This window comes from Enterobacter cloacae (genome assembly GCF_011078175.1).
Taxonomy (GTDB): Bacteria; Pseudomonadota; Gammaproteobacteria; order Enterobacterales; family Enterobacteriaceae; genus Enterobacter; species Enterobacter cloacae_Q.
This window is the reverse complement of sequence record NZ_JAALCJ010000003.1, coordinates 345143-365204: the sequence shown is the minus strand read 5'-3', so window position 1 is coordinate 365204 and position 20062 is coordinate 345143. Positions and strand designations below refer to the sequence as shown.

Below are 20062 nucleotides of genomic sequence, written 5' to 3'. Positions count from 1 at the left end.
GTGAAGCGCCTTCCAGAGACTATTTCCCTGTTGTGCTAAAATCATGGCGGGATTAAATGGGGCGTAAGAGATGAATTCATTCCAGGGAAGTGAACGTTTGATATTTGAATACATTCAGAATCACGCGTGTAATATTTCTAATATATCGGCAAAAGAGATTGCGCGTGATACCTTTACCACGACAACATCCGTTAATCGTGTGTGTAAAAAAATGGGGTATAAGAGCTATACCGAGCTTCGGTATCGTTTTTTACGCGATCATTTCATACCTGCACCAGCCGCCCCCGAGGTGGGTCCGCAGGCGGATGATATTGTGACAGATGTATCCAGGTTGCTCACGCATTCCAGCCATATCTATCTGTACGCACGGGGAGCCTCGCTCACCAGCCTCAACTACCTGTCGCGCTTTTTATCGCTGGCGAGCCTGCCGCACCTTATTTTAAATGACATGCACCAGCTAACACGGGTATCGAAGGGGACGCTGGTGTTGGTCAGTAAATCCGGGGAGACGCAGTCGCTGATTGAAATGGCGCGTAACGCGCTGCGCAAAGGGTTGAAGATTATTGCGATTACCCGTCAGGGGTCGACACTGGCGTCGATCTCAACGTTATGCTGGCCGTTACCGATCGACATTAACGCGGTTTCGCTGTATCAGCGGGAAGGGCAACTTGAACTGTTAAGCGCTGTAGACCGTATCGGCTGTAGGCTGCTACAGCACGATACGGTGTAGCCAGGCCGTCAGAGCTGCTTCACTATCCCCAGACGTACGGCATAATCATTTTCATGGTTGCCATCATCGTTGATATAGGTTTTATCCAGCGAAACCAGTTCTACGTAAGGCGTCCAGCCATCGTCGAGCTTGTAGTTGAAAGCGACGGTATGCTCCCAGTAGGTGTCATCCCCGGTTCCCTGATCGACACCATCCTGCCAGCGGAAGCGCGGGTTGTAGGACATACCGAATTTGCCAATGTTATACGCAAACCAAATGTCGAACTGGTGTGACTGACGGCGGGTGTAGCCGCTGCCATCTAACGCTTTGTCGCTGTGTGCGTCATTGACGGTGTTATAGCGGTAACGGGCAGACAGGTTTAGTCCGTTATCGAAGGTTTTCCAGCCCTGAATAAAAGGGCGGTAATGCGTATTGCTGGTGGTGAAGACAGTGACCATGCCTGGCGCAACGGCGAAACCATTTCCCAGATCGAAGCGCCAGCGCGTTTCGACCTCCTGTGCCGCTTCCGTTAACCCTTTGTCGTCTGGATTATATCTGTCGGTATCACCAAAAAAGGTATCGTTGTGGTTTTGCGCGGCTTCAACGGAGAAGTAAAAACCGTTTTCCGCCTGATGCATAACCTTAATACGGGAATCATTTACGTCTGAGTTTGTATTATGACCAAAGCGAAGGTCGACGGAGGTATTTCCGCACCATCCCTGTGCGCTCAATAATAATGCGCTTATACATGTTGCTTTAATAATTGTCTTTTTCATAATGTCCTGCCGAGGTTATTTAATTGGCAGGACTATTTTTATTTTTGGTGCGCCACGATGTAAAAGTTATCGTCGTACATTTAGCGTATCGCTAAACAGAAAAAAGAGATACAGCATGCTGTATCTCCTGATGTTTATTCCTGCATCCACCAGATAGCTTCAAACGGGCGCAGTAGCAGCGTATCAGGACGGGATGGGACATCGTCATAGTTGCTGAGTGCGACCCGCCAGGCGCCCTGTACCGGGTCTGGTTGCCACTGCTGGCGCTCGCGGCTCAGGTTCGCCACCACCATCATCATCTGCCCCTGCCACTGACGGCGATAGCACCACAAGGAAGGATGTTCCGGAAGCAGATCCTTGTAGTCGCCCCACGTCAGCACTGAAAGGGTCTTACGCAGGCGAATCAGCGACTGATAGGTGTAAAACACCGAGTCCGGATCGTCCAGCGCCGCGCGGGCGTTCACGGTTTCGTAGTTGTTGCAGACGCCAATCCACGGCTCGCCCTCGGTGAAGCCCGCATTGTGCGAAGCGTCCCACTGCATCGGCGTGCGGCCGTTGTCGCGGGATTTACTTGCCAGAATCGCCAGTAATTCATCGGTATCGCGACCCTTAGCCCGCTGTTCAGCGAACATGTTCAGGCTTTCCACATCGCGATAGTCGGTGATGCGGCTGAAATGCGGGTTGGTCATGCCCAGCTCTTCACCCTGATAGATATACGGCGTGCCCTGCATCCCGTGCAGCACCATGCCGAGCATTTTCGCCGCCGCCACGCGGTGTTCCCCTTCGTCGCCAAAGCGCGACACGATGCGCGGCTGATCGTGGTTACACCAGAACAGCGCGTTCCAGGCTTTATTGTGCATCCCCTGCTGCCAATAACTGAAGAGGGCTTTTAGCGCCACGAAGTCCGGCTTCGCCTTCGTCCATTTTTCGCCGCCGGGGTAATCCACCTTCAGGTGGTGGAAGTTAAAGGTCATCGACAGCTCGCGGCCATCGAGAGAGGCGTACTGCTGGCAGTTCTCCAGCGATGTGGAGGACATCTCGCCCACCGTCATCAGGTTACGCGGGGTAAAGACGTCGCGGCTCATCTCCTGAAGATACTCATGAATGCGCGGCCCGTCAGTGTAGAAGCGGCGACCGTCGCCGAGGGTATCGTCCGGGAAATCCTGATCTTTTGAAATCAGGTTAATCACGTCCAGACGCAAGCCGTCCACGCCGCGATCGGCCCAGAACTCGCACACTTTTTTCAGCTCGGCGCGCACCGCCGGGTTTTCCCAGTTGAGATCCGCCTGCTCCGGCGCAAACAGGTGCAGATAATACTGCTCGCTTTCGGCGTGCCAGCGCCAGGCGTTGCCGCCAAACTTGGAGCGCCAGTTGTTGGGAAGCGTATCTGGCGTACCGTCGCGCCAGATATAGAACTGGCGGTACGGACTCGCTTTATCCAGCGACTCGCGGAACCAGGCGTGCTGCGTGGAGGTGTGGTTAAAGACCATATCCAGTACGATGCGAATGCCGTGCGCGTGGGCTTCGGTAATCAGCTCGTCAAAGTCATCCAGCGTGCCAAAGGACGGGTCGATGGCGGTGTAATTCGCCACGTCGTAGCCGTTATCCACCTGCGGGGAGATATAAAACGGCGTCAGCCAGATGGCGTCAATGCCAAGGGTCTTAAGGTAGCCCAGGCGCTGCGTCACGCCGCGCAGATCGCCCGTGCCGCTGCCGGTGGTGTCCTGGAAACTCTTTGGGTAAATCTGATAGATGACACCGTTCTGCCACCAGTGAGGAAGGGTATTCATAGTACGTTCCTGCAAATGCGAAGGGGCGCAACTGCGCCCCGAAAGAGAAAATTAAACAATCTGCAACGTGCCCTGACGGAACTTACGCTGGTAAACCACGGTAGTCAGCGCCATTGGGATGATAATCGCCACCGCCATCGCCAGCGCAAATACCTGCCAGAACGCGGGCTGAATGGACAGGATACCCGGCAGGCCGCCGACGCCAATCCCGTTCGCCATCACGCTGTTCAGGCCGCACAGTAAGCCCGCCAGACCGGAGCCGATCATCGCGCAGAGCATCGGGAAGCGGTATTTCAGGTTGATTCCGTACATCGCCGGTTCAGTGACGCCGAGGTAAGCGGAGATGGCAGCCGGAACGGAGATCTCACGCTCATTGTGCTTACGGCTGACGATGATGATGCCGGTTACCGCCGAGGCTTGTGCGATGTTAGACAGGGCGATGATAGGCCAGACAGGTGTACCGCCGAGGCTCTGGATCATCTGCATATCGATCGCCAGCGTAGTCTGATGCACGCCGGTGATCACCAGCGGAGCGTACAGGAAGCCAAACAGCGCAGCACCGATTGGCGCGAAGCTGCCGGTCATCAGGTGACGCACCGCGAAGGCCACGCCGTCGCCAATCATGCGGCCAAACGGACCGATAAAGGCATGCGCCAGGAACACCGCCAGGATCAGCGAGCAGACCGGGACCACCACCAGATAGAGGTAGTCCGGCACGATGCGCTTCAGTCGCGTCTCAATAAAGCCCAGCGCCAGGCCCGCCAGCAGCGCCGGGATCACCTGCGCCTGATAGCCCACTTTCGCAATGGTAAACAGGCCGAAATTCCACACTTCTGGCGTTTGTTGACCAAGTAAGTAAGCGTTCATTAACTGTGGAGAGACCAGCGTCACGCCGAGCACGATACCGAGAATTGGCGTACCGCCCATCTTGCGCACCGCGGACCAGCAGATCCCGACGGGCAGATAGAAGAAGATGGCTTCGCCAATCAGCCACAGGAAGTCATAGATGCTTTGCAGCGCCGGGTACATCTGCGCCAGGGTTTTGCCGTCGCTCATTGGCACATCGCCGATGACGTTACGGAAGCCCAGAATTAAGCCCCCGCTGATCAGCGCCGGCAGCAGCGGGAAGAAGATCTCCGCGAAGTGGGAAATGAGCTGCTCATGCCATTTCATATTCTGGCGCGCGGCCTTCTTCGCCTGCTCTTTATCGGCAGAAGAGTGCCCGGTAGTCGCCAGCAGAGCCTGATAGTAATCGCCCACTTCGGTACCAATCACCACCTGGAACTGCCCGGCGTTGGTGAAGCAGCCTTTAACCATGGAAAGCGCTTCAATGGCCTTCGGGTTGGCTTTGGCCGGATCGTTCAGCACGAAGCGCAGGCGGGTAATGCAATGGCTGACGGTGGCGATGTTCTCGCGTCCGCCGACAAGGACGATCAGCTGATCGATATCTGCTTGTTTGACTTTACTCATCATGAAACCTCATGACAGATGGTGATAGGGGTTATGACCTGTGCGCAAGCCTACTCCTTCAACGTGACGGCGAAAATGGGAACGTTCCCGAAATCGGGCGAAGATCACAATAATCCGTTTAGCGGGGGCTATCTGGATGCGTTTCTTGATATGTGTTCAAGCGCGTGTATGCCCTATGAGATTTATGTCTGAAGCTTATGTGTCTGTGAGGGGAGTGTATAGAAATATTCTGAATTCATGAGGTTAATAGTTAATGTTTTTGAATAAATACCGGGTCAATGTCTTAAAAATACAGTTACCAGACCTAAACGTGATCTGGCTGGAACATTTATATCGCGTTCAGGCATAGGCTGCTTTCAAATTGTGATAAAAGTCTGGGGCGCGTATGTACGGAAACAACGAGATCATCAGTTATCTACAGGCCAATAAAATACTTGCGTTAAAGCTCGACCAAGCTATTACAGGTGTAAGTGAGCAAGTTAAAAATCAGGTAGATACGATAAGTAAAGGCGCGACTCGTCTGTTGTATTACACCTCATGTTTCACGGATGAATACAATGACGTTTGCCAGAGACAAAAGACAGAAGATATACGTTTCAGGGATGCCGTTTATAAGGTGCTCAGTGGCGTTGATGTTGCCCATAACATGCTACAAATCTATTTCGAAGAAATTTTCAAAAACAAAACCTCAGACCAATTAGAATACATCAAGCAGCGCCTGATGGCCGTAAATGTTCATGTTGCAGGAGTTACTCTCACAGGTGCTGGATTTACATTAGCTGTCGCCTCTTACGTTCGACTTGGTTTAAACCTCAGTCTCGAACTCAGCGCCATTGCAGGAACATGGGCATCCCGGGGTATTGCCCTTATAGGTTTTTATGGTGTCGTGCAGAAAGCCGCAGACAGTGCTTATCGACTGCATATTCAATTCCCTGCCTATTATTCTGCACTTTATGCGCAAGGGCTGGAAATGCTCTATTTTCTCATTGAGCCGATATTTCATCGGGCGGGCGCGATGAAAGTGCAATGGGCGTCGAATGATCAAATTGCAGACATCATTAGCAGGATGATCCAATAGTCATGCTGAACTACATAAAACGTTTTTTACGTTGGCAAGGGAGAACTTTCTTTTCAGTTTACGGCCCAACCGCGCTAACAATTATATTCGCCATTATTCAGGCTCATTTCTTTCCAGGAAGCCCTGTCTGGCCAATCGGTGTTTTCTTCATTGCCGTAATGATTATTTTTGGCCGTTATATAAAAGGCTGAACACTCCAATATTGATATCAACTAATAAGGAAATTATATGTCTACTCCCGCACACTTATGGCTTGAAGATGAGAACGGTTCGCCGGTTGTCGGTAGCTGCATGATACCGCTGCGCCTGGGCTCTATTGAATTAAAATCATTCTCTCACGGTGTGACCATCCCGGTTGACTCCCATTGGGGAAAACTCACTGGTACTCGTGTTCATCGCCCAATCACAATAATTAAAGAATTCGATCAGACAACCCCCCTTCTGTATCGCGCGGTGTGCGAAGGCCGAACAATGAAGAAAGCGACAATCAAAATGTACCGTATTTTGGACTCAGGGATCGAAGCCGAGTATTTTAACATCATTCTTGAAAACGTGAAGTTCACAACGGTAGCGCCATATCTGTCACCGAACGGCACGAGCAGTACTCACCTCGAAACGCTCGAATTGCGCTATGAGGCGATTACATGGAAGTATACGGAAGGCAATATCCTCTATCGTGATTCATGGAACGATCGCTGTTGTGCATAATATCGAAAGAAATGGCGCAGGAGACATTGATACGCTAAATGATTTTCTTCTCCCTTCGATTACTTTCCTTCCTGACACGTTCTACGACAGGTGGGCAGGAATAACGATCTGACGGGGTTCGGTACGCCCGGTAATCTGCTCGATCAGCTGCGCGGCAGCCTGCCGTCCAGACTCAGCATAGCCCGGATCGACGCTGATGATCTCCGGATGCAAAAACTTCATCAGCGGCGTGCTTCCCACGCTCGCTAATTGCAGCTCCCCGATGCGCTGCTCCTGCAAATATTTGCTCGCACCTAATGCAAGGGTATCCGTGGCGCACACCAGGGCGGTGGTTTGTGGCGTCAGCACGCTGGCGACCTGCTCATATCCCTGTTTCATACCCAGACCGGGCAGCGCGGCCACGGCGGGGAGGTTGTGTTTTTTACAAAACGCCAGGTACGCTTCATGGCGACGCTTACCGGTGGTGATGTCGGTATGCGGCACGCCCAGATAGCTAATATGCCGATGGCCCTGTTCATACAGGCGCTGCATCAGGATCACGATCGCCCCTTCGTCATCGTAACAGACAGAGGCAAACCCGCTGGCGTCGCGCGCCAGCAGCACCAGCGACGGCTGCCAGGGTTTAAGGACGTCCTCTTTAAGGCCGGTAAACCCGAACAGCACCACGCCATCGATGTTGCGGCGTTGAAGCAGGCCGAGATGTTCCTCCACCATTTGTGCAGAGAACTTGCTCTCCATCATGATCGGATCGTAGCCCTGCTCGTAGAACGCAGGCAGCATGGTCTGAACGGCGAGGTTTTCGGAGAGGGAATCCAGACGCGAGACAATAATAGCGACCACTTTATCGCTCTGACCGCGCATAGCGCGCGCGGAGCGGGAAGGGGAAAAACCGTGCTGATTCATCACCGCCTCGACGCGCTCGCGTGTGCGCTCGCTGACACCGCTTTCGTTGTTCAGCACGCGTGAGACAGTCGATTTCCCCACGCCGCTTAAACGCGCGATATCTTTAATCGTAAGGCGGTTCTGCATGCTGTATTCCCTGTAACAACGATAAAATAATCAATTGAGCCTAATGCTATCCTGCGAATTCGCTATGGGCAAAGTCTGGTTTACGTTCGGTTTATTTGCAGGGCGTTATAATACCGCCCGATTCGTCACAAACGGTATGGATAAATCTCTATACTGCGCGCCGATACCCAACTTTTTACTTACCGGAGGCCACATGGATCCCGATCCCACACCTCTCCTGACCCGGAGAAAACCTTCTTACCGGTAAGCCAGCTTTTTGCTGTCTCACCGGCGTGAGGCAGCAACGTTCATACGTTCCTGCTTGATAAATTAAGTGCCTGACAGGTACGGCTTTGCCACGCCTGCGGGAAAACTGCGTCCGCCTTTGCGGATGCGGGGGAATGACTATGCTGAAAAATATCACCCGGCAGCTGCAAGCGCTGCTGAGCCGCCACCTGCCACATCGCCTGATTGCGCGCGATCCGCTGCCAAATGCCAACACCACGGCGGGAGCGCCAATCCCCACTTCCTTGACCGAGCGCTGCCTGAACGTGGCGGCGATGGATGAAAACGAAGTCTGGCGCGCCTTTGGCGGCCACCCGGAAGGGCTGAACGCGCAAGAAGTGTCAAAAATCCGCGCGGAACATGGCGATAACCAGATCCCGGCGCAGAAGCCCTCTCCCTGGTGGGTCCACCTGTGGCTCTGCTACCGCAACCCGTTCAACCTGCTACTGACGGTGCTCGGTATTATCTCTTACGCCACTGAAGATCTGTTTGCCGCAGGCGTGATTGCCCTGATGGTAGGGATCTCTACGCTGCTGAACTTTATTCAGGAAGCGCGCTCCACCAAAGCGGCGGATGCGCTGAAAGCGATGGTCAGCAACACCGCTACCGTGTCGCGCGTAATTAACGATCTCGGCGAGAACGCCTGGATTGAGCTTCCCATTGACCAGCTGGTGCCGGGCGATCTGGTGAAGCTGGCGGCGGGGGACATGATCCCGGCGGATTTACGCATCATCCAGGCGCGGGATCTGTTTGTCGCGCAGGCGTCACTCACCGGTGAGTCCCTGCCCGTAGAGAAGGTAGCGCGGACCCGCGATCCGCAGCAGATGAACCCGCTGGAGTGCGATACCCTGTGCTTTATGGGCACCACGGTGGTCAGCGGTACGGCGCAGGCCATTGTTACCGCCACCGGCGGCAATACCTGGTTTGGACAGCTTGCCGGACGCGTCAGCGAGCAGGAGAGCGAGCCGAATGCCTTCCAGAAAGGCATTGGCCGCGTCAGCATGCTGCTGATCCGCTTTATGATGGTGATGACGCCGATTGTGCTGCTGATCAACGGCTACACCAAAGGCGACTGGTGGGAGGCGGCGCTGTTTGCGCTCTCCGTGGCCGTTGGCTTAACGCCGGAAATGCTGCCAATGATTGTCACTTCCACGCTGGCCCGCGGAGCGGTGAAACTCTCTAAACAAAAGGTGATCGTTAAACACCTCGACGCCATCCAGAACTTTGGCGCGATGGACATTCTCTGCACCGACAAAACCGGCACCCTGACCCAGGACAAAATCGTGCTGGAGAACCACACCGATATCGCCGGTAAACCCAGCGAGCGGGTGCTGTACAGCGCGTGGCTGAACAGCCATTATCAGACCGGATTGAAAAACTTGCTCGACGTGGCGGTGCTGGAAGGCGTGGACGAGGAGTCAGCCCGTATGCTCTCCGGTCGCTGGCAGAAGGTGGATGAGATCCCGTTTGATTTCGAGCGCCGCCGTATGTCGGTGGTGGTGAGCGAGCAGCCGCACGTGCATCAGCTGATCTGCAAGGGGGCGTTGCAGGAGATCCTGAACGTTTCAACGCAGGTGCGCCATAACGGGGAGATCGTGCCGCTGGACGACACCATGCTGCGCCGCATCAAGCGCGTCACCGATAACCTGAACCGTCAGGGACTGCGCGTGGTGGCGGTAGCAAGCAAATTCCTGCCTGCGCGGGAAGGGGACTATCAGCGTATCGACGAATCCGATTTGATCCTCGAAGGTTACATCGCATTCCTCGATCCGCCGAAAGAGACCACCGCACCTGCGCTAAAAGCGCTGAAGGCGAGCGGTATTACCGTCAAAATTCTCACCGGTGACAGCGAGCTGGTGGCGGCCAAAGTGTGCCACGAGGTGGGGCTGGACGCGGGCGACGTTGTGGTGGGGAGCGACATAGAGCACCTGTCCGACGACGAACTGGCGCAGCTTGCCCAGCGAACGACGCTGTTTGCCCGCCTGACGCCGATGCACAAAGAGCGCATCGTTACCCTGCTGCGACGTGAAGGACACGTGGTGGGCTTTATGGGCGATGGCATTAACGATGCGCCAGCCCTGCGTGCGGCGGACATTGGTATTTCCGTCGACGGCGCGGTGGATATTGCCCGTGAAGCGGCAGATATCATCCTGCTGGAGAAGAGCCTGATGGTGCTGGAGGAAGGCGTCATCGAAGGGCGTCGCACCTTCGCCAACATGCTCAAGTACATCAAAATGACCGCCAGCTCCAACTTCGGTAACGTTTTTAGCGTGCTTGTGGCGAGCGCCTTTCTGCCGTTCCTGCCGATGCTGCCGCTGCACCTGCTGATCCAGAACCTGATGTACGATGTCTCTCAGGTGGCGATCCCGTTTGATAACGTCGACGACGAGCAGATCCAGAAGCCGCAGCGCTGGAACCCCGCCGATCTGGGGCGCTTTATGCTGTTCTTTGGGCCGATCAGCTCTATCTTTGACATTCTGACCTTCTGCCTGATGTGGTTTGTGTTCCACGCCAACACCCCGGAACACCAGACGCTGTTCCAGTCCGGCTGGTTCGTCGTGGGGCTGCTGTCCCAGACGCTGATTGTGCACATGATCCGTACCCGCCGCATTCCGTTCATTCAGAGCCGTGCCGCGTGGCCGCTGATTGTGATGACGGGCATTGTGATGGCGCTCGGGATTGCGCTGCCGTTCTCGCCGCTGGCAAGCTACCTGCAACTTCAGGCGCTGCCGCTGAGCTACTTCCCATGGCTGGTGGCTATCCTCGCGGGCTACATGGTGCTGACGCAAATGGTGAAAGGGTTCTATGCGCGTCGGTATGGATGGCAGTAACGGCAAGCCCGGTGGCGCTGCGCTTACCGGGCCTACGTTCGGATCGTAGGCCGGGTAAGGCGAAGCCGCCACCCGGCAACTGGCTTTCCTCCCAAATTCAACAACCTGTGATCGCCGTCGGCGCATTCGCTTGACGACAATTTGTACGCATGTTAACAGAATGTTTTGCCATTATTTGGCCCGTCAGATAAGGAACATTCATGTTACGGTACAGTCTCTTAACCGCCGGGTTGCTGCTCGGCGCTTCTGCTTTTGCTGCTCCGGCAGGCGATCTCCCCTTAATGCCCTGGCCTGCGAAGGTCGAACGCCCGACCACCCAGGGCGCGCTGGTGCTCAGCAACAACGTATCCATTAGCGTCAGCGGCGACGATCTCGGCGACGCGGTCAACCGCCTGCGTCAGCGTATCGCCCTGCAAACCGGCTGGACGCTACAGCCACAGGCGGAGCAACCGGATAAACCGACCATCCGCATCGCCATCGCCAAAAAGGTGAAGCCGCAGCCGCTGCCGGACAGCGATGAGAGCTACAGGCTTACGGTGGATGCCAACGGCGTGAATATCTCCGCAAACTCCCGCTTTGGTGCATTGCGCGCCATGGAAACGCTGCTCCAGCTGATACAGAACGGCGCCGAAAACACCGCGATCCCGTGGGTGACTATTGAGGATTCACCACGCTTCCCGTGGCGCGGGCTGCTGCTCGATTCAGCACGTCATTTCATCCCGTTACCCGATATCAAACGCCAGATCGACGGCATGGCTGCGGCAAAACTTAACGTTCTGCACTGGCATTTGACGGACGATCAGGGCTGGCGCTTTACCTCGAAGCGTTATCCAAAATTAACCCAGCTTGCCAGCGACGGGCTGTTCTATACCCCTGAGCAGATGCGCGAGATTGTTCGCTATGCCACCGCGCGCGGCATACGGGTGGTGCCGGAGATCGACATGCCGGGCCACGCCTCGGCGATTGCCGTGGCCTATCCGGAACTGATGAGCGCGCCGGGGCCGTACGCCATGGAGCGCCACTGGGGCGTGCTCAAGCCGGTGCTGGATCCCACCAAAGAAGCAACCTATACCTTTGCCGACGCGATGGTCAGCGAACTGGCGGCGATCTTCCCCGATCCGTATCTGCATATTGGCGGTGATGAGGTTGACGACAGTCAGTGGAAAGCGAACCCGGCGATCCAGAGATTCATGCGCGACAACACGCTGGCGGACAGCCACGCGTTGCAGGCGTATTTCAACCGCAAGCTGGAGACGATCCTTGAGAAGCACCACCGGCAGATGGTTGGCTGGGATGAGATCTATCATCCCGATCTGCCGAAAAGCATTCTGATCCAGTCCTGGCAGGGGCAGGACGCGCTGGGGCAGGTGGCACAGAACGGCTATAAGGGCATTCTCTCAACCGGTTTCTACCTCGACCAGCCGCAATCCACCGCCTACCACTACCGCAACGAAATCGTGCCGCTGGGGCTGAACGGCGTGGATGTGATAGCGGACACCGACAGCGCCCAGAGCTGGGCTTTCTCCATGCCGCGTCTGAAAGGCAAGCCGGTGGAAGGCAGCTTTACGCTTGTGAAAGGCGAAGAAGGCTGGCGCGGGTTCATTGATTTTGCCGGTAAATCCCGGCGAGCGGTGGATAACATTCAGTGGCGGGACGACAATCAGGTAACGTTTACCGTCGACACCTGGATGGGCGAAACACGTCCGGTCGTCAACGTTAATAACGACAAGCTCACCGGCTATTTCCTGGTGGGAAACACGCGCTATCCGATTAGCGGCACGCGTCTGGACGAGGTGCCAAAAGGCATGCTGCCGGTGGTGCCGGACCCGGCGAACGAGGCCAATCTGCTCGGCGGTGAAGCCGCGCTGTGGGCGGAAAATGTGGCAGCGCCGGTGCTGGATATCCGTCTGTGGCCGCGCGCCTTTGCGGTGGCGGAGCGGCTGTGGTCGGCGAAGGACGTGAACGACATCGACAACATGTACACCCGGCTCCAGGCGATGGACAACTGGTCTACGGTGTCGGTTGGGCTACAGCAGCATACCCAGCAGCAGGTGCAGTTCACGCGCCTCGCCAACAATGCGGATACCTTGCCGCTGCAAATCCTCGCCCAGGCGCTCGAACCGGCGCAGTATTACACCCGCCAGCATCTTAAGTTCCAGGCTGGAAATTATCATCAGTTTGAACCGCTCAACCGGCTCGCTGACGCGCTAAACGCGGAAAGTGCGACCGTGCGTCAGATGAATAAATGGGCAGACCGCCTGGTGAGCGACGCGGAAGACGCGGAAAGCGCCGACGCGCTGCGCCACGTCTTTACCCGTTGGCAGAGCAACACCAGCGACGCGCTGGCGCTAAGTGAAAACAGCTATCAGCTGAAGGCGATCAAACCGGTAATTCAGGAGGTGGATAAGCTGGCCTCGATTGGCCTGAGGCTGACGGATATGGTGGCGCGTCAGGGCACGCTGGATGATAACGAATTAGCGTCGATCCAGAGCGAGCTGGATAACGCGGCGAAGGTGCAGGACGAAGTGGTGATTGCGGCGGTTTATCCGCTGGAGACGCTGCTGCGCGCGACGCGGAATCAGTAACAAAAGCGCCCCTCGCCCCAGAGGGGCGAGGGGCGCGATCGGTACCCTCTCCCTTTGGGAGAGGGTTAGGGTGAGGGAATCAAACCACTCAGTTCTTCAGCACCCACGCCTCTTTCCAGTGTGAACCCACGCCGGGCTCGAACTGGGTAGAGGTCGAACTGTACTGCTTGCAGTACCCGCTGTACGGGAATGGCTTGCACTCGTAGGTCCTACCGTCTTTAGGCTGCAACACCACGGTGCCCGCCTTATAAGAGGCCAGGTTATCCGGGAAGATAAAATCAGATTTACCGGTATCTCCGGAGGTTGCTTCACCTTCGAGCATCATATCCAGCACGTCCTGCGCGAACAGGGTGCCTGCTTTGTTGGTGGCGTAGTATTTCAGCATGTGGTGCCCTGGCGTGACGTTTGTCAGGTTCATGGTCACATCCTGGTTGCTGTTATTCATATCCTGCTTCAGGTAGCCTTTTTCCGCGCCGGGATGGTTCAATACGTGCGCTTCAACGTTCACGTCACCCTGCGTATTGACGTGGAATGTCACCGTCGCGGCACCGTGAGTCACTTTGCTGTAATGCAGGTCAGTCACGGCAATGGATTCATTAACCACCGCTTGTTGCTCTTCATAAGAGATAGCCACCGACTTCAGCGTACTGCCTTCTTGTACGAAGACGCTGTTTGCGCCGTGAACCGGGTTAACGTCTCCGCTTTCATCCTTCACGCCGACGCGCACGTCGTTATGAGCGTGGTTAATTTTCTGCGCCAGATCGTAGGCCCACTGGTTAGCATCACCCTGCTGAGCCGTGGCAATCGTCAGCGCGGTCGCCATGGAGGCGATTTCGCCGTTAGCATCGAAGAAACGAGCAATCACTTTATCGCCCACGTTGAGGTTGTTACCTGCAACCTGGCCGCTTAGCGTTTTGCTCCAGACGGAGGCGGCGGCCGGGGTCTCATCCGGCGTGACGTTGCCCCCGTTACCGAAGTCCACGTCAATGGCCTGATAAAAACTGTTTGCGGTATCCGCAATTTCCCACACGCCGTAAATCACCTGATAACCGGTACGTTCCGGCACGTTACAGTTCATCGACTGGGTCATTGCGGGTGCCTGGCCGTTGCCGTTTACCGTGCAAAACGGCGTTAAGTCGAACTGGTCGCGGGTCAGCGGTTTATTCGGGTTCCAGTTTTGTTTGGTGATGTAATAACGCCAGCTGGTGGTTTTGTGCGGCGCGGTGTGGTGCCAGACAAACTGATGTACCCCGGCGGTCATCGGCGTTTTGGTCCAGGCATTCTGGCTTTGTTTATCAAGCTGCGAGTAGTTGGCAATCCCGGCGCTGGCGAGTTCGCCATCCGGCGGCAGGCTCCCTGATGGAAAACCGGAGGCGCGTTCTACGCTCTGGGGCTCATATTCCACCAGGCCGCAGTCAATATTTTGTCCCTGTTTACACATATAAGCGCGGCTGGCAGGGGATTCGATATAGCCGTGTGCAAGCGCAGAAGAGGTTATCGTAAGAGTTGCAATAGCCAACGCAATTCTGGAGATTTTCATTTGTGTCCGAAGCGGGAAGTTATAAAAGGTGTGCGAGTGTATTTATTCCCGAACCGCTTCGTCATCGTATTAAGAAGGTAAAAATAGCCAAATAAAAAGGGCAGCCGCAGCTGCCCAGGCTTGCCTGAAATACATTAGCGACGTACGGCAATCGCTTCAATTTCAATTTTCACGTCTTTTGGCAGACGGGCCACTTCCACGCAAGAGCGCGCCGGGAAAGAGGCGTTGTGCTCGGTGAAGAAGGCTTCGTAAGTGGCGTTAACGGTCGCGAAGTCATTCAGATCTTTCACGAACACGGTGGTTTTGACAATATCGCCCACTTTCAGACCGGCAGATTCAACGATAGCCTGCACGTTTTCCAGCGACTGACGCGCCTGTGCCGCTACGTCGGCCGGCACTTCACCGGTTTTTGGGTTCACCGGGATCTGGCCAGAAGTGATGATCATGCTGCCCAGATCAACGCCCTGAACGTATGGGCCGATAGCCGCTGGTGCATTTTCCGTCGCGAGTACTTTGGTCATGATTTCTCCAGAATAACAGCTGATTAAATGTTCCCGGCCATTATAGGGAGGCCGGGATCCTTTACCAACCTCAATTAGTTGGCCAGCACCACATAATGAGAAAACTCTTTTTCGCAGTATTTGCATTTGAGCGCGATGTCATTGGCGCGCTTTTTCACTGCAAAACTGGAGGAAACCGGCTCTGCATGACTGATGCAGTTGCTGTTCGGGCAGACCAGCACGCTTTCGATGCGATCCGGCAGGCTCGGGCGGGATTTACCCACCACGTCGTAATCGTCGATGCGGTTAACGGTGGCGTCCGGCGCGTACAGCGACAGCTGGTTGACCTGCTCGTCGGTCAGGAAGGTGTTCTCGATTTTAATCAGGTCCTTGCGGCCCATCTCGCCGGAAGGCAGGTTCAGGCCGATGGTGATGCGCTGGTCGGTTTCAGTCAGTTTGAACAGCGTCAGCAGCTTAAAGCCAACCTGAGCAGGGATGTGGTCAATTACGGTGCCACGCTTGATGGCTTCAACCTGGAGTTTGTTATCGTGTGTCATGGTCGTTTCCCCTTACAGTGCCAATTCGCGATTCAGAACCAGTGCCAGTAACGCCTGGCGGGCGAAGATGCCGTTTCCGGCCTGCTGGAAGTACCAGGCGTGCGGCGTTTTATCCACGTCTGTTGTGATCTCATCGATGCGCGGCAGCGGGTGCAGCACCTTCATGTTGTCGCGCGCGCCGTCGAGGTCGCTGGCGCGCAGCACAAACTGCGCCTTCACGTTGGCGTACTCGGAAGGATCCAGACGCTCTTTCTGCACGCGGGTCATGTAGAGAATATCGACGTTGCCCATCACCTCTTCAATGCTGGCGTGCAGACTCCACGCAATGCCTTTTTCGTCCAGCATGTCGAGGATGTACTGCGGCATCGCCAGCGCGTCCGGGGCGATGAAGAAGAAGCGGTTGCCGTTAAATTTCGCCAGCGCCTGGGTCAGGGAGTGGACGGTGCGGCCATATTTCAGGTCGCCGACCATGGCGATGTTCAGGTTCTCAAGCGTGCCCTGCGTCTCCTGAATGGTGAACAGATCCAGCAGGGTCTGCGTCGGATGCTGGTTAGCACCATCCCCGGCGTTCAGCACCGGAATACCGCCGGAAAACTCGGTCGCCAGGCGCGCTGCGCCCTCCTGCGGGTGGCGCATTACAATCGCGTCGACGTAGGTGCTGATCACTGAAATGGTATCCGCCAGGGTCTCGCCTTTTTTACCCAGCGACGTGTTGCTGCTGTCCGAGAAGCCCACCACGCTCGCGCCCAGTCGATGCATGGAGGTTTCAAAGGAGAGGCGGGTGCGGGTTGAGGCTTCAAAGAAGCAGCTCGCAATCACCTTGTGCTTCAGCAGCTCCGGTTGCGGATTGGCCTTCAGTTTTGCCGCGGTTTCCAGAACCAGTTCCAGCTCTTCGCGGCTGAGGTCGTTTATGGAAATGATGTGTTTTTGATAAAGCGGATTCATGTTTATCTCCTGACGCCGGGCAAAAAAAAGCCCCTCAAATGAGGGGCTCTGGGAATAGGTTTAGCAACGGGAAGAAAAACGGCAGGCCAGCGTCTGATTTCAGACGCGGTGAAACGTTATGTCGTACACGCTTGACCATGCTTCCTCCCGGCAAATTGTCGGGCATTATACGCAGCTCGCTTTTGGGATCAAGCGATTTAATGCACGCTTTACTCAATGCAAACGGTTCTTTGTGAATATTAATGCGTTCTGAGTAAATAATTAATTTGCTTATGCACCAGCGCGGTGCGCTTCACCACGCGGGGCGCGACCCAGACAATACTGCTTCCGGCCACCACACCTAAAATTTCCGGTAACTGGTGATAATCCAGAATACGTGCCACCGCGCGGCCATATCCGGCGACGGTATGGATAAGGATAAATTCGCTGTTGTGCTCCACGCTCACCACCATTTCAGAGACGGTACGCGCCGCGTCGGGGGCCGGGCGCAGCTGGGGATTCAACGAATAAATCTTTAGCCCTTTGGCATTTCGAATTTTTATGACACCAAGCAACCTGAGCAGACGTGAAACGGTGGACTGGCTGATGGTCTCAAAACCCCGCTCCTGCAAATCGCGGCGGATCTCTTCCTGGGAGAGATAGCTTTTTTCCGCGATCAGACGCTGGCAGACCGTTAGCTGTAGTTGCTCTTTGGGAGAGTACTCTTCGTAATCCATCATAGTTCCCATATCAGTTCCCGAAATAACCGGTGACACTGCACCGATCCGTAGGCCGGATTAGCGCAGCGCCATCCGGCAAATCACAACAAAGCACCCAGGCTTAATGCCACCATAATCACCACCGTTAAAATCCCCAGCAGCGGCGCCACCCATTTCAGATAACGCACGTAGGGCACGCGGGCAATAGCCAGCCCGCCCATCACGACGGCAGAGGTGGGAGTGATCAGGTTAACGATGCCGGACGCCGACTGGTAAGCCGTGACCACCAGGTCGCGGTTGACGTTAGCGAAATCGGCAAGGGGTGCCATGATCGGCATCGTCAGAACGGCCAGGCCGGACGAAGAAGGCACAAGAAACGACAGCACCACTTCCAGCCAGTACATCACGTTGATGAACGCCACCGTCGACAATCCGGTGACCATTCCCTCGGCGCTGTGCAAAATGGTGTGGGTAATCATGCCCTTATCCATGATCACTACGATACCGCGCGCGATACCGATAATCAGCGCGACGCCCAGCAAATCTCGCGCGCCATTGATAAAGGTTGAGGTGAGTTCCTCTTCGCTCATGCGGGCGATCAGGCCGACGATAATCGCGCTGGCGAGGAACACCGCCGAGATCTCCGCCATCCACCAGCCCAGCACCGCCACGCCGTAGATCATCACCGCGAAGGCGAGGGCGAAAATCACCAGGATGAGTTTGCGCACCGGGGTGAATTCCAGCGACTGCTCGCCCTTGTTGCCGAGGAAGTGGGCGAGGTTCTCTTCCTGCTTATCCGCAACGATCGACAGCGACGGATCCTTGCGCACCTTGCGGGCGTAGCGCATTACCCACGCCACGCAGATGACCCAGCCGATGACCAGCAGCGCCAGGCGCAGGGCGATCCCGTTGGTGAAGGGGATCCCGGCGGCGTTGGCGGCGATCACCGTTGCAAACGGGTTGATGGTGGAACCCAGGGTGCCGATCCCGGCGCCGAGCAGCACGGTGGAGGCAGCAACCACAGGATCGAAACGTGCGGCCAGCATCACCGGTACCAGCAGGGTATAGAACGGCAGCGACTCTTCGGCCATGCCGTAAATGGTGCCGCCTGCGGCAAACAGCGCCATCAGGATCGGGATCATCCACTCTTCGCGACCGCGCAATCGGGTGGTGACGCGCTCGATCCCGGCGTCAATCGCGCCAGTTTTGGTGACGATCCCGAGGAAGCCCCCGATGATCAGAATAAACAGCGCCACGTCGATCGCCCCGGCCTGGCCGGACTCCGGATCGTACAGCCCGGCAATCGGTGCCATCAGCACCGAAACCAGCCCCTGCGGATGTGATGCCACTTGTGCATAGGTCCCGGCGACCGGCACCTCTTTGCCGAGCGCCTCGTTCATCGCCATATGGTACTGGCCGGCCGGAACAATCCACGTCAGCACGGCAACCACGGCAATCAGAAAAAAAAGAATGGTGTAAGCGGAGGGAAACTTGAACTTGCCCATGATGTTCTCCTGAAACCCGGCGCCCCCTGCGGTGCGCCGGGCGGTGATTAGTCGCCGAGTGTCGCCACCATGACCGCTTTAATGGTATGCATGCGGTTCTCTGCTTCGTCGAAGACGATAGAGTTCGGGGATTCGAAGACCTCTTCCGTCACCTCCAGCCCTTTCAGGCCATAGGCCATTTCGATTTCGCGGCCCACTTTGGTGTGTTCGTTGTGGAACGCCGGCAGGCAGTGCATGAACTTGACGTTCGGGTTGCCGGTGGCTTTCATGACGTCCGCGTTGATTTGATAGGGCTTCATCAGGCTGACGCGTTCGGCCCAGGCCTCTTTCGGCTCGCCCATGGAGACCCACACGTCGGTGTAGAGGAAATCCGTTCCCCGCACGCCTTCTTCCACGTCGTCGGTCAGGGTGATGCGCGCGCCGGTCTCTTTGGCGATGGCGCGGCACTGCTCAACCAGTCCCGCTTCCGGCCAGAAAGATTTTGGCGCCACGAGGCGGATGTCCATCCCCATCTTCGCCGCGCCGACCATCAGCGAGTTGCCCATGTTGTTGCGCGCGTCGCCGAGATAAGCAAAGCTCAGCTCCGGCAGGGTTTTGCCCGGCGCGTGCTCGAGCATGGTCATCAGGTCGGCAAGGATTTGCGTCGGGTGGAACTCGTCGGTCAGGCCGTTCCATACCGGTACGCCCGCGTATTCACCCAGCTCTTCAACAATCGACTGGCCGTAGCCGCGGTATTCGATACCGTCATACATGCGGCCCAACACGCGGGCGGTGTCCTTCATCGACTCTTTATGGCCGATCTGCGATCCGCTTGGGCCGAGGTAGGTCACCTGCGCGCCCTGGTCAAACGCGCCCACTTCAAAGGCGCAGCGGGTGCGGGTGGAGGTTTTTTCAAAAATCAGCGCGATATTTTTCCCGACCAGCGTTTGCTTTTCGCGTCCGGCTTTTTTGGCCGCTTTCAGCTCGATGGCGAGGTCGATCAGGTACTGGATCTCGGCGGGGGTGAAGTCCAGCAGTTTGAGGAAGTTGCGGTTTTTCAGGTTGATGGTCATGGGTAAATCCTTTTTAAAATTTGTG

The 20062-nt window shown here is 56.0% G+C and carries 19 protein-coding genes and 1 pseudogene; 8 read left to right on the top strand and 12 right to left on the bottom strand.

Annotation, left to right across the window (positions count from 1 at the left end):
* Positions 1 to 70: 70 nt before the first annotated feature.
* Positions 71 to 730 carry a MurR/RpiR family transcriptional regulator gene (locus tag G6Q29_RS08895; protein WP_165465316.1) on the top strand — a complete coding sequence of 220 codons (660 nt, stop codon included), beginning with the start codon at positions 71 to 73 and terminating at the stop codon, positions 728 to 730.
* A gap of 8 nt (positions 731 to 738) precedes the next feature.
* Here the strand turns inward: G6Q29_RS08895 and G6Q29_RS08890 are convergent, their stop codons facing one another.
* From G6Q29_RS08890 to treB, 3 genes are all read right to left on the bottom strand, one after another.
* Positions 739 to 1485 carry an oligogalacturonate-specific porin KdgM family protein gene (locus tag G6Q29_RS08890; RefSeq protein ID WP_165465315.1) on the bottom strand — a complete coding sequence of 249 codons (747 nt, stop codon included), beginning with the start codon at positions 1483 to 1485 and terminating at the stop codon, positions 739 to 741.
* A 134-nt stretch (positions 1486 to 1619) separates the two neighbouring features.
* Positions 1620 to 3275, bottom strand: a complete 1656-nt coding sequence (gene treC, locus G6Q29_RS08885; protein ID WP_165465314.1) for an alpha,alpha-phosphotrehalase — start codon at positions 3273 to 3275, stop codon at positions 1620 to 1622.
* A gap of 51 nt (positions 3276 to 3326) precedes the next feature.
* Positions 3327 to 4745, bottom strand: a complete 1419-nt coding sequence (gene treB / locus G6Q29_RS08880; RefSeq protein WP_207309787.1) for a PTS trehalose transporter subunit IIBC — start codon at positions 4743 to 4745, stop codon at positions 3327 to 3329.
* Positions 4746 to 4778: 33 nt separating this feature from the next.
* Between treB and G6Q29_RS08875 the strand changes: the two genes are divergently transcribed.
* From G6Q29_RS08875 to G6Q29_RS08860, 4 genes are all read left to right on the top strand, one after another.
* Complete coding sequence (locus G6Q29_RS08875) at positions 4779 to 4937, top strand: hypothetical protein (protein ID WP_165465312.1); 159 nt, start codon at positions 4779 to 4781, stop codon at positions 4935 to 4937.
* A gap of 193 nt (positions 4938 to 5130) precedes the next feature.
* Complete coding sequence (locus G6Q29_RS08870) at positions 5131 to 5823, top strand: hypothetical protein (protein WP_165465311.1); 693 nt, start codon at positions 5131 to 5133, stop codon at positions 5821 to 5823.
* A 2-nt stretch (positions 5824 to 5825) separates the two neighbouring features.
* Positions 5826 to 6014 (top strand): hypothetical protein, encoded by a 189-nt coding sequence (locus G6Q29_RS08865; RefSeq protein WP_165465310.1) that lies wholly within the window; start codon positions 5826 to 5828, stop codon positions 6012 to 6014.
* 37 nt (positions 6015 to 6051) lie between these two features.
* A complete protein-coding gene (locus G6Q29_RS08860) occupies positions 6052 to 6531 on the top strand; it encodes an Hcp family type VI secretion system effector (protein ID WP_165465309.1) in 480 nt (159 codons plus the stop codon).
* 81 nt (positions 6532 to 6612) lie between these two features.
* Here G6Q29_RS08860 and treR read toward each other — a convergent pair whose 3' ends face one another.
* Positions 6613 to 7560: a trehalose operon repressor TreR gene (gene treR / locus G6Q29_RS08855; protein ID WP_165465308.1), complete on the bottom strand. Its 948-nt coding sequence runs from the start codon at positions 7558 to 7560 to the stop codon at positions 6613 to 6615.
* Between the two features lie 386 nt (positions 7561 to 7946).
* On the opposite strand from treR, the gene mgtA reads away from it, so the two are divergent.
* Positions 7947 to 10655 (top strand): magnesium-translocating P-type ATPase, encoded by a 2709-nt coding sequence (gene mgtA, locus G6Q29_RS08850; RefSeq protein WP_165465307.1) that lies wholly within the window; start codon positions 7947 to 7949, stop codon positions 10653 to 10655.
* Between the two features lie 200 nt (positions 10656 to 10855).
* A complete protein-coding gene (locus G6Q29_RS08845) occupies positions 10856 to 13240 on the top strand; it encodes a beta-N-acetylhexosaminidase (RefSeq protein ID WP_165465306.1) in 2385 nt (794 codons plus the stop codon).
* Positions 13241 to 13328: 88 nt separating this feature from the next.
* On the opposite strand, the gene gbpA is transcribed toward G6Q29_RS08845, so the two are convergent.
* The 5 genes from gbpA to G6Q29_RS08820 all read right to left on the bottom strand — a co-directional run bounded on the left by gbpA (position 13329) and on the right by G6Q29_RS08820 (position 16921).
* Positions 13329 to 14780 (bottom strand): N-acetylglucosamine-binding protein GbpA, encoded by a 1452-nt coding sequence (gene gbpA / locus G6Q29_RS08840; protein WP_165465305.1) that lies wholly within the window; start codon positions 14778 to 14780, stop codon positions 13329 to 13331.
* 134 nt (positions 14781 to 14914) lie between these two features.
* Positions 14915 to 15301: a 2-iminobutanoate/2-iminopropanoate deaminase gene (gene ridA / locus G6Q29_RS08835; protein ID WP_006810315.1), complete on the bottom strand. Its 387-nt coding sequence runs from the start codon at positions 15299 to 15301 to the stop codon at positions 14915 to 14917.
* A 74-nt stretch (positions 15302 to 15375) separates the two neighbouring features.
* Positions 15376 to 15837: an aspartate carbamoyltransferase regulatory subunit gene (gene pyrI / locus G6Q29_RS08830; RefSeq protein WP_003863370.1), complete on the bottom strand. Its 462-nt coding sequence runs from the start codon at positions 15835 to 15837 to the stop codon at positions 15376 to 15378.
* A gap of 12 nt (positions 15838 to 15849) precedes the next feature.
* Positions 15850 to 16782: an aspartate carbamoyltransferase gene (pyrB, locus tag G6Q29_RS08825; protein ID WP_165465304.1), complete on the bottom strand. Its 933-nt coding sequence runs from the start codon at positions 16780 to 16782 to the stop codon at positions 15850 to 15852.
* 34 nt (positions 16783 to 16816) lie between these two features.
* The gene (locus tag G6Q29_RS08820; RefSeq protein WP_207309783.1) at positions 16817 to 16921 is read right to left on the bottom strand and encodes a pyrBI operon leader peptide; all 105 of its coding nucleotides are present in this window, start codon (positions 16919 to 16921) and stop codon (positions 16817 to 16819) included.
* Here G6Q29_RS08820 and G6Q29_RS08815 point away from each other — a divergent pair.
* Positions 16901 to 17018: pseudogene (locus G6Q29_RS08815) on the top strand (hypothetical protein). The gene G6Q29_RS08820 and the pseudogene G6Q29_RS08815 sit on opposite strands and share 21 nt — an antisense overlap.
* Before the next feature lie 3 nt (positions 17019 to 17021).
* On the opposite strand, the gene G6Q29_RS08810 reads toward G6Q29_RS08815, so the two are convergent.
* The 3 genes from G6Q29_RS08810 to argF form a co-directional block, all read right to left on the bottom strand.
* Positions 17022 to 17501: an arginine repressor gene (locus G6Q29_RS08810; RefSeq protein ID WP_165465418.1), complete on the bottom strand. Its 480-nt coding sequence runs from the start codon at positions 17499 to 17501 to the stop codon at positions 17022 to 17024.
* Between the two features lie 80 nt (positions 17502 to 17581).
* Positions 17582 to 18985: a YfcC family protein gene (locus tag G6Q29_RS08805; RefSeq protein WP_165465302.1), complete on the bottom strand. Its 1404-nt coding sequence runs from the start codon at positions 18983 to 18985 to the stop codon at positions 17582 to 17584.
* Positions 18986 to 19032: 47 nt separating this feature from the next.
* Entirely contained in the window at positions 19033 to 20037 is a 1005-nt protein-coding gene (argF, locus tag G6Q29_RS08800; RefSeq protein WP_165465301.1) for an ornithine carbamoyltransferase, read from the bottom strand.
* Between the last annotated feature and the right edge of the window lie 25 nt (positions 20038 to 20062).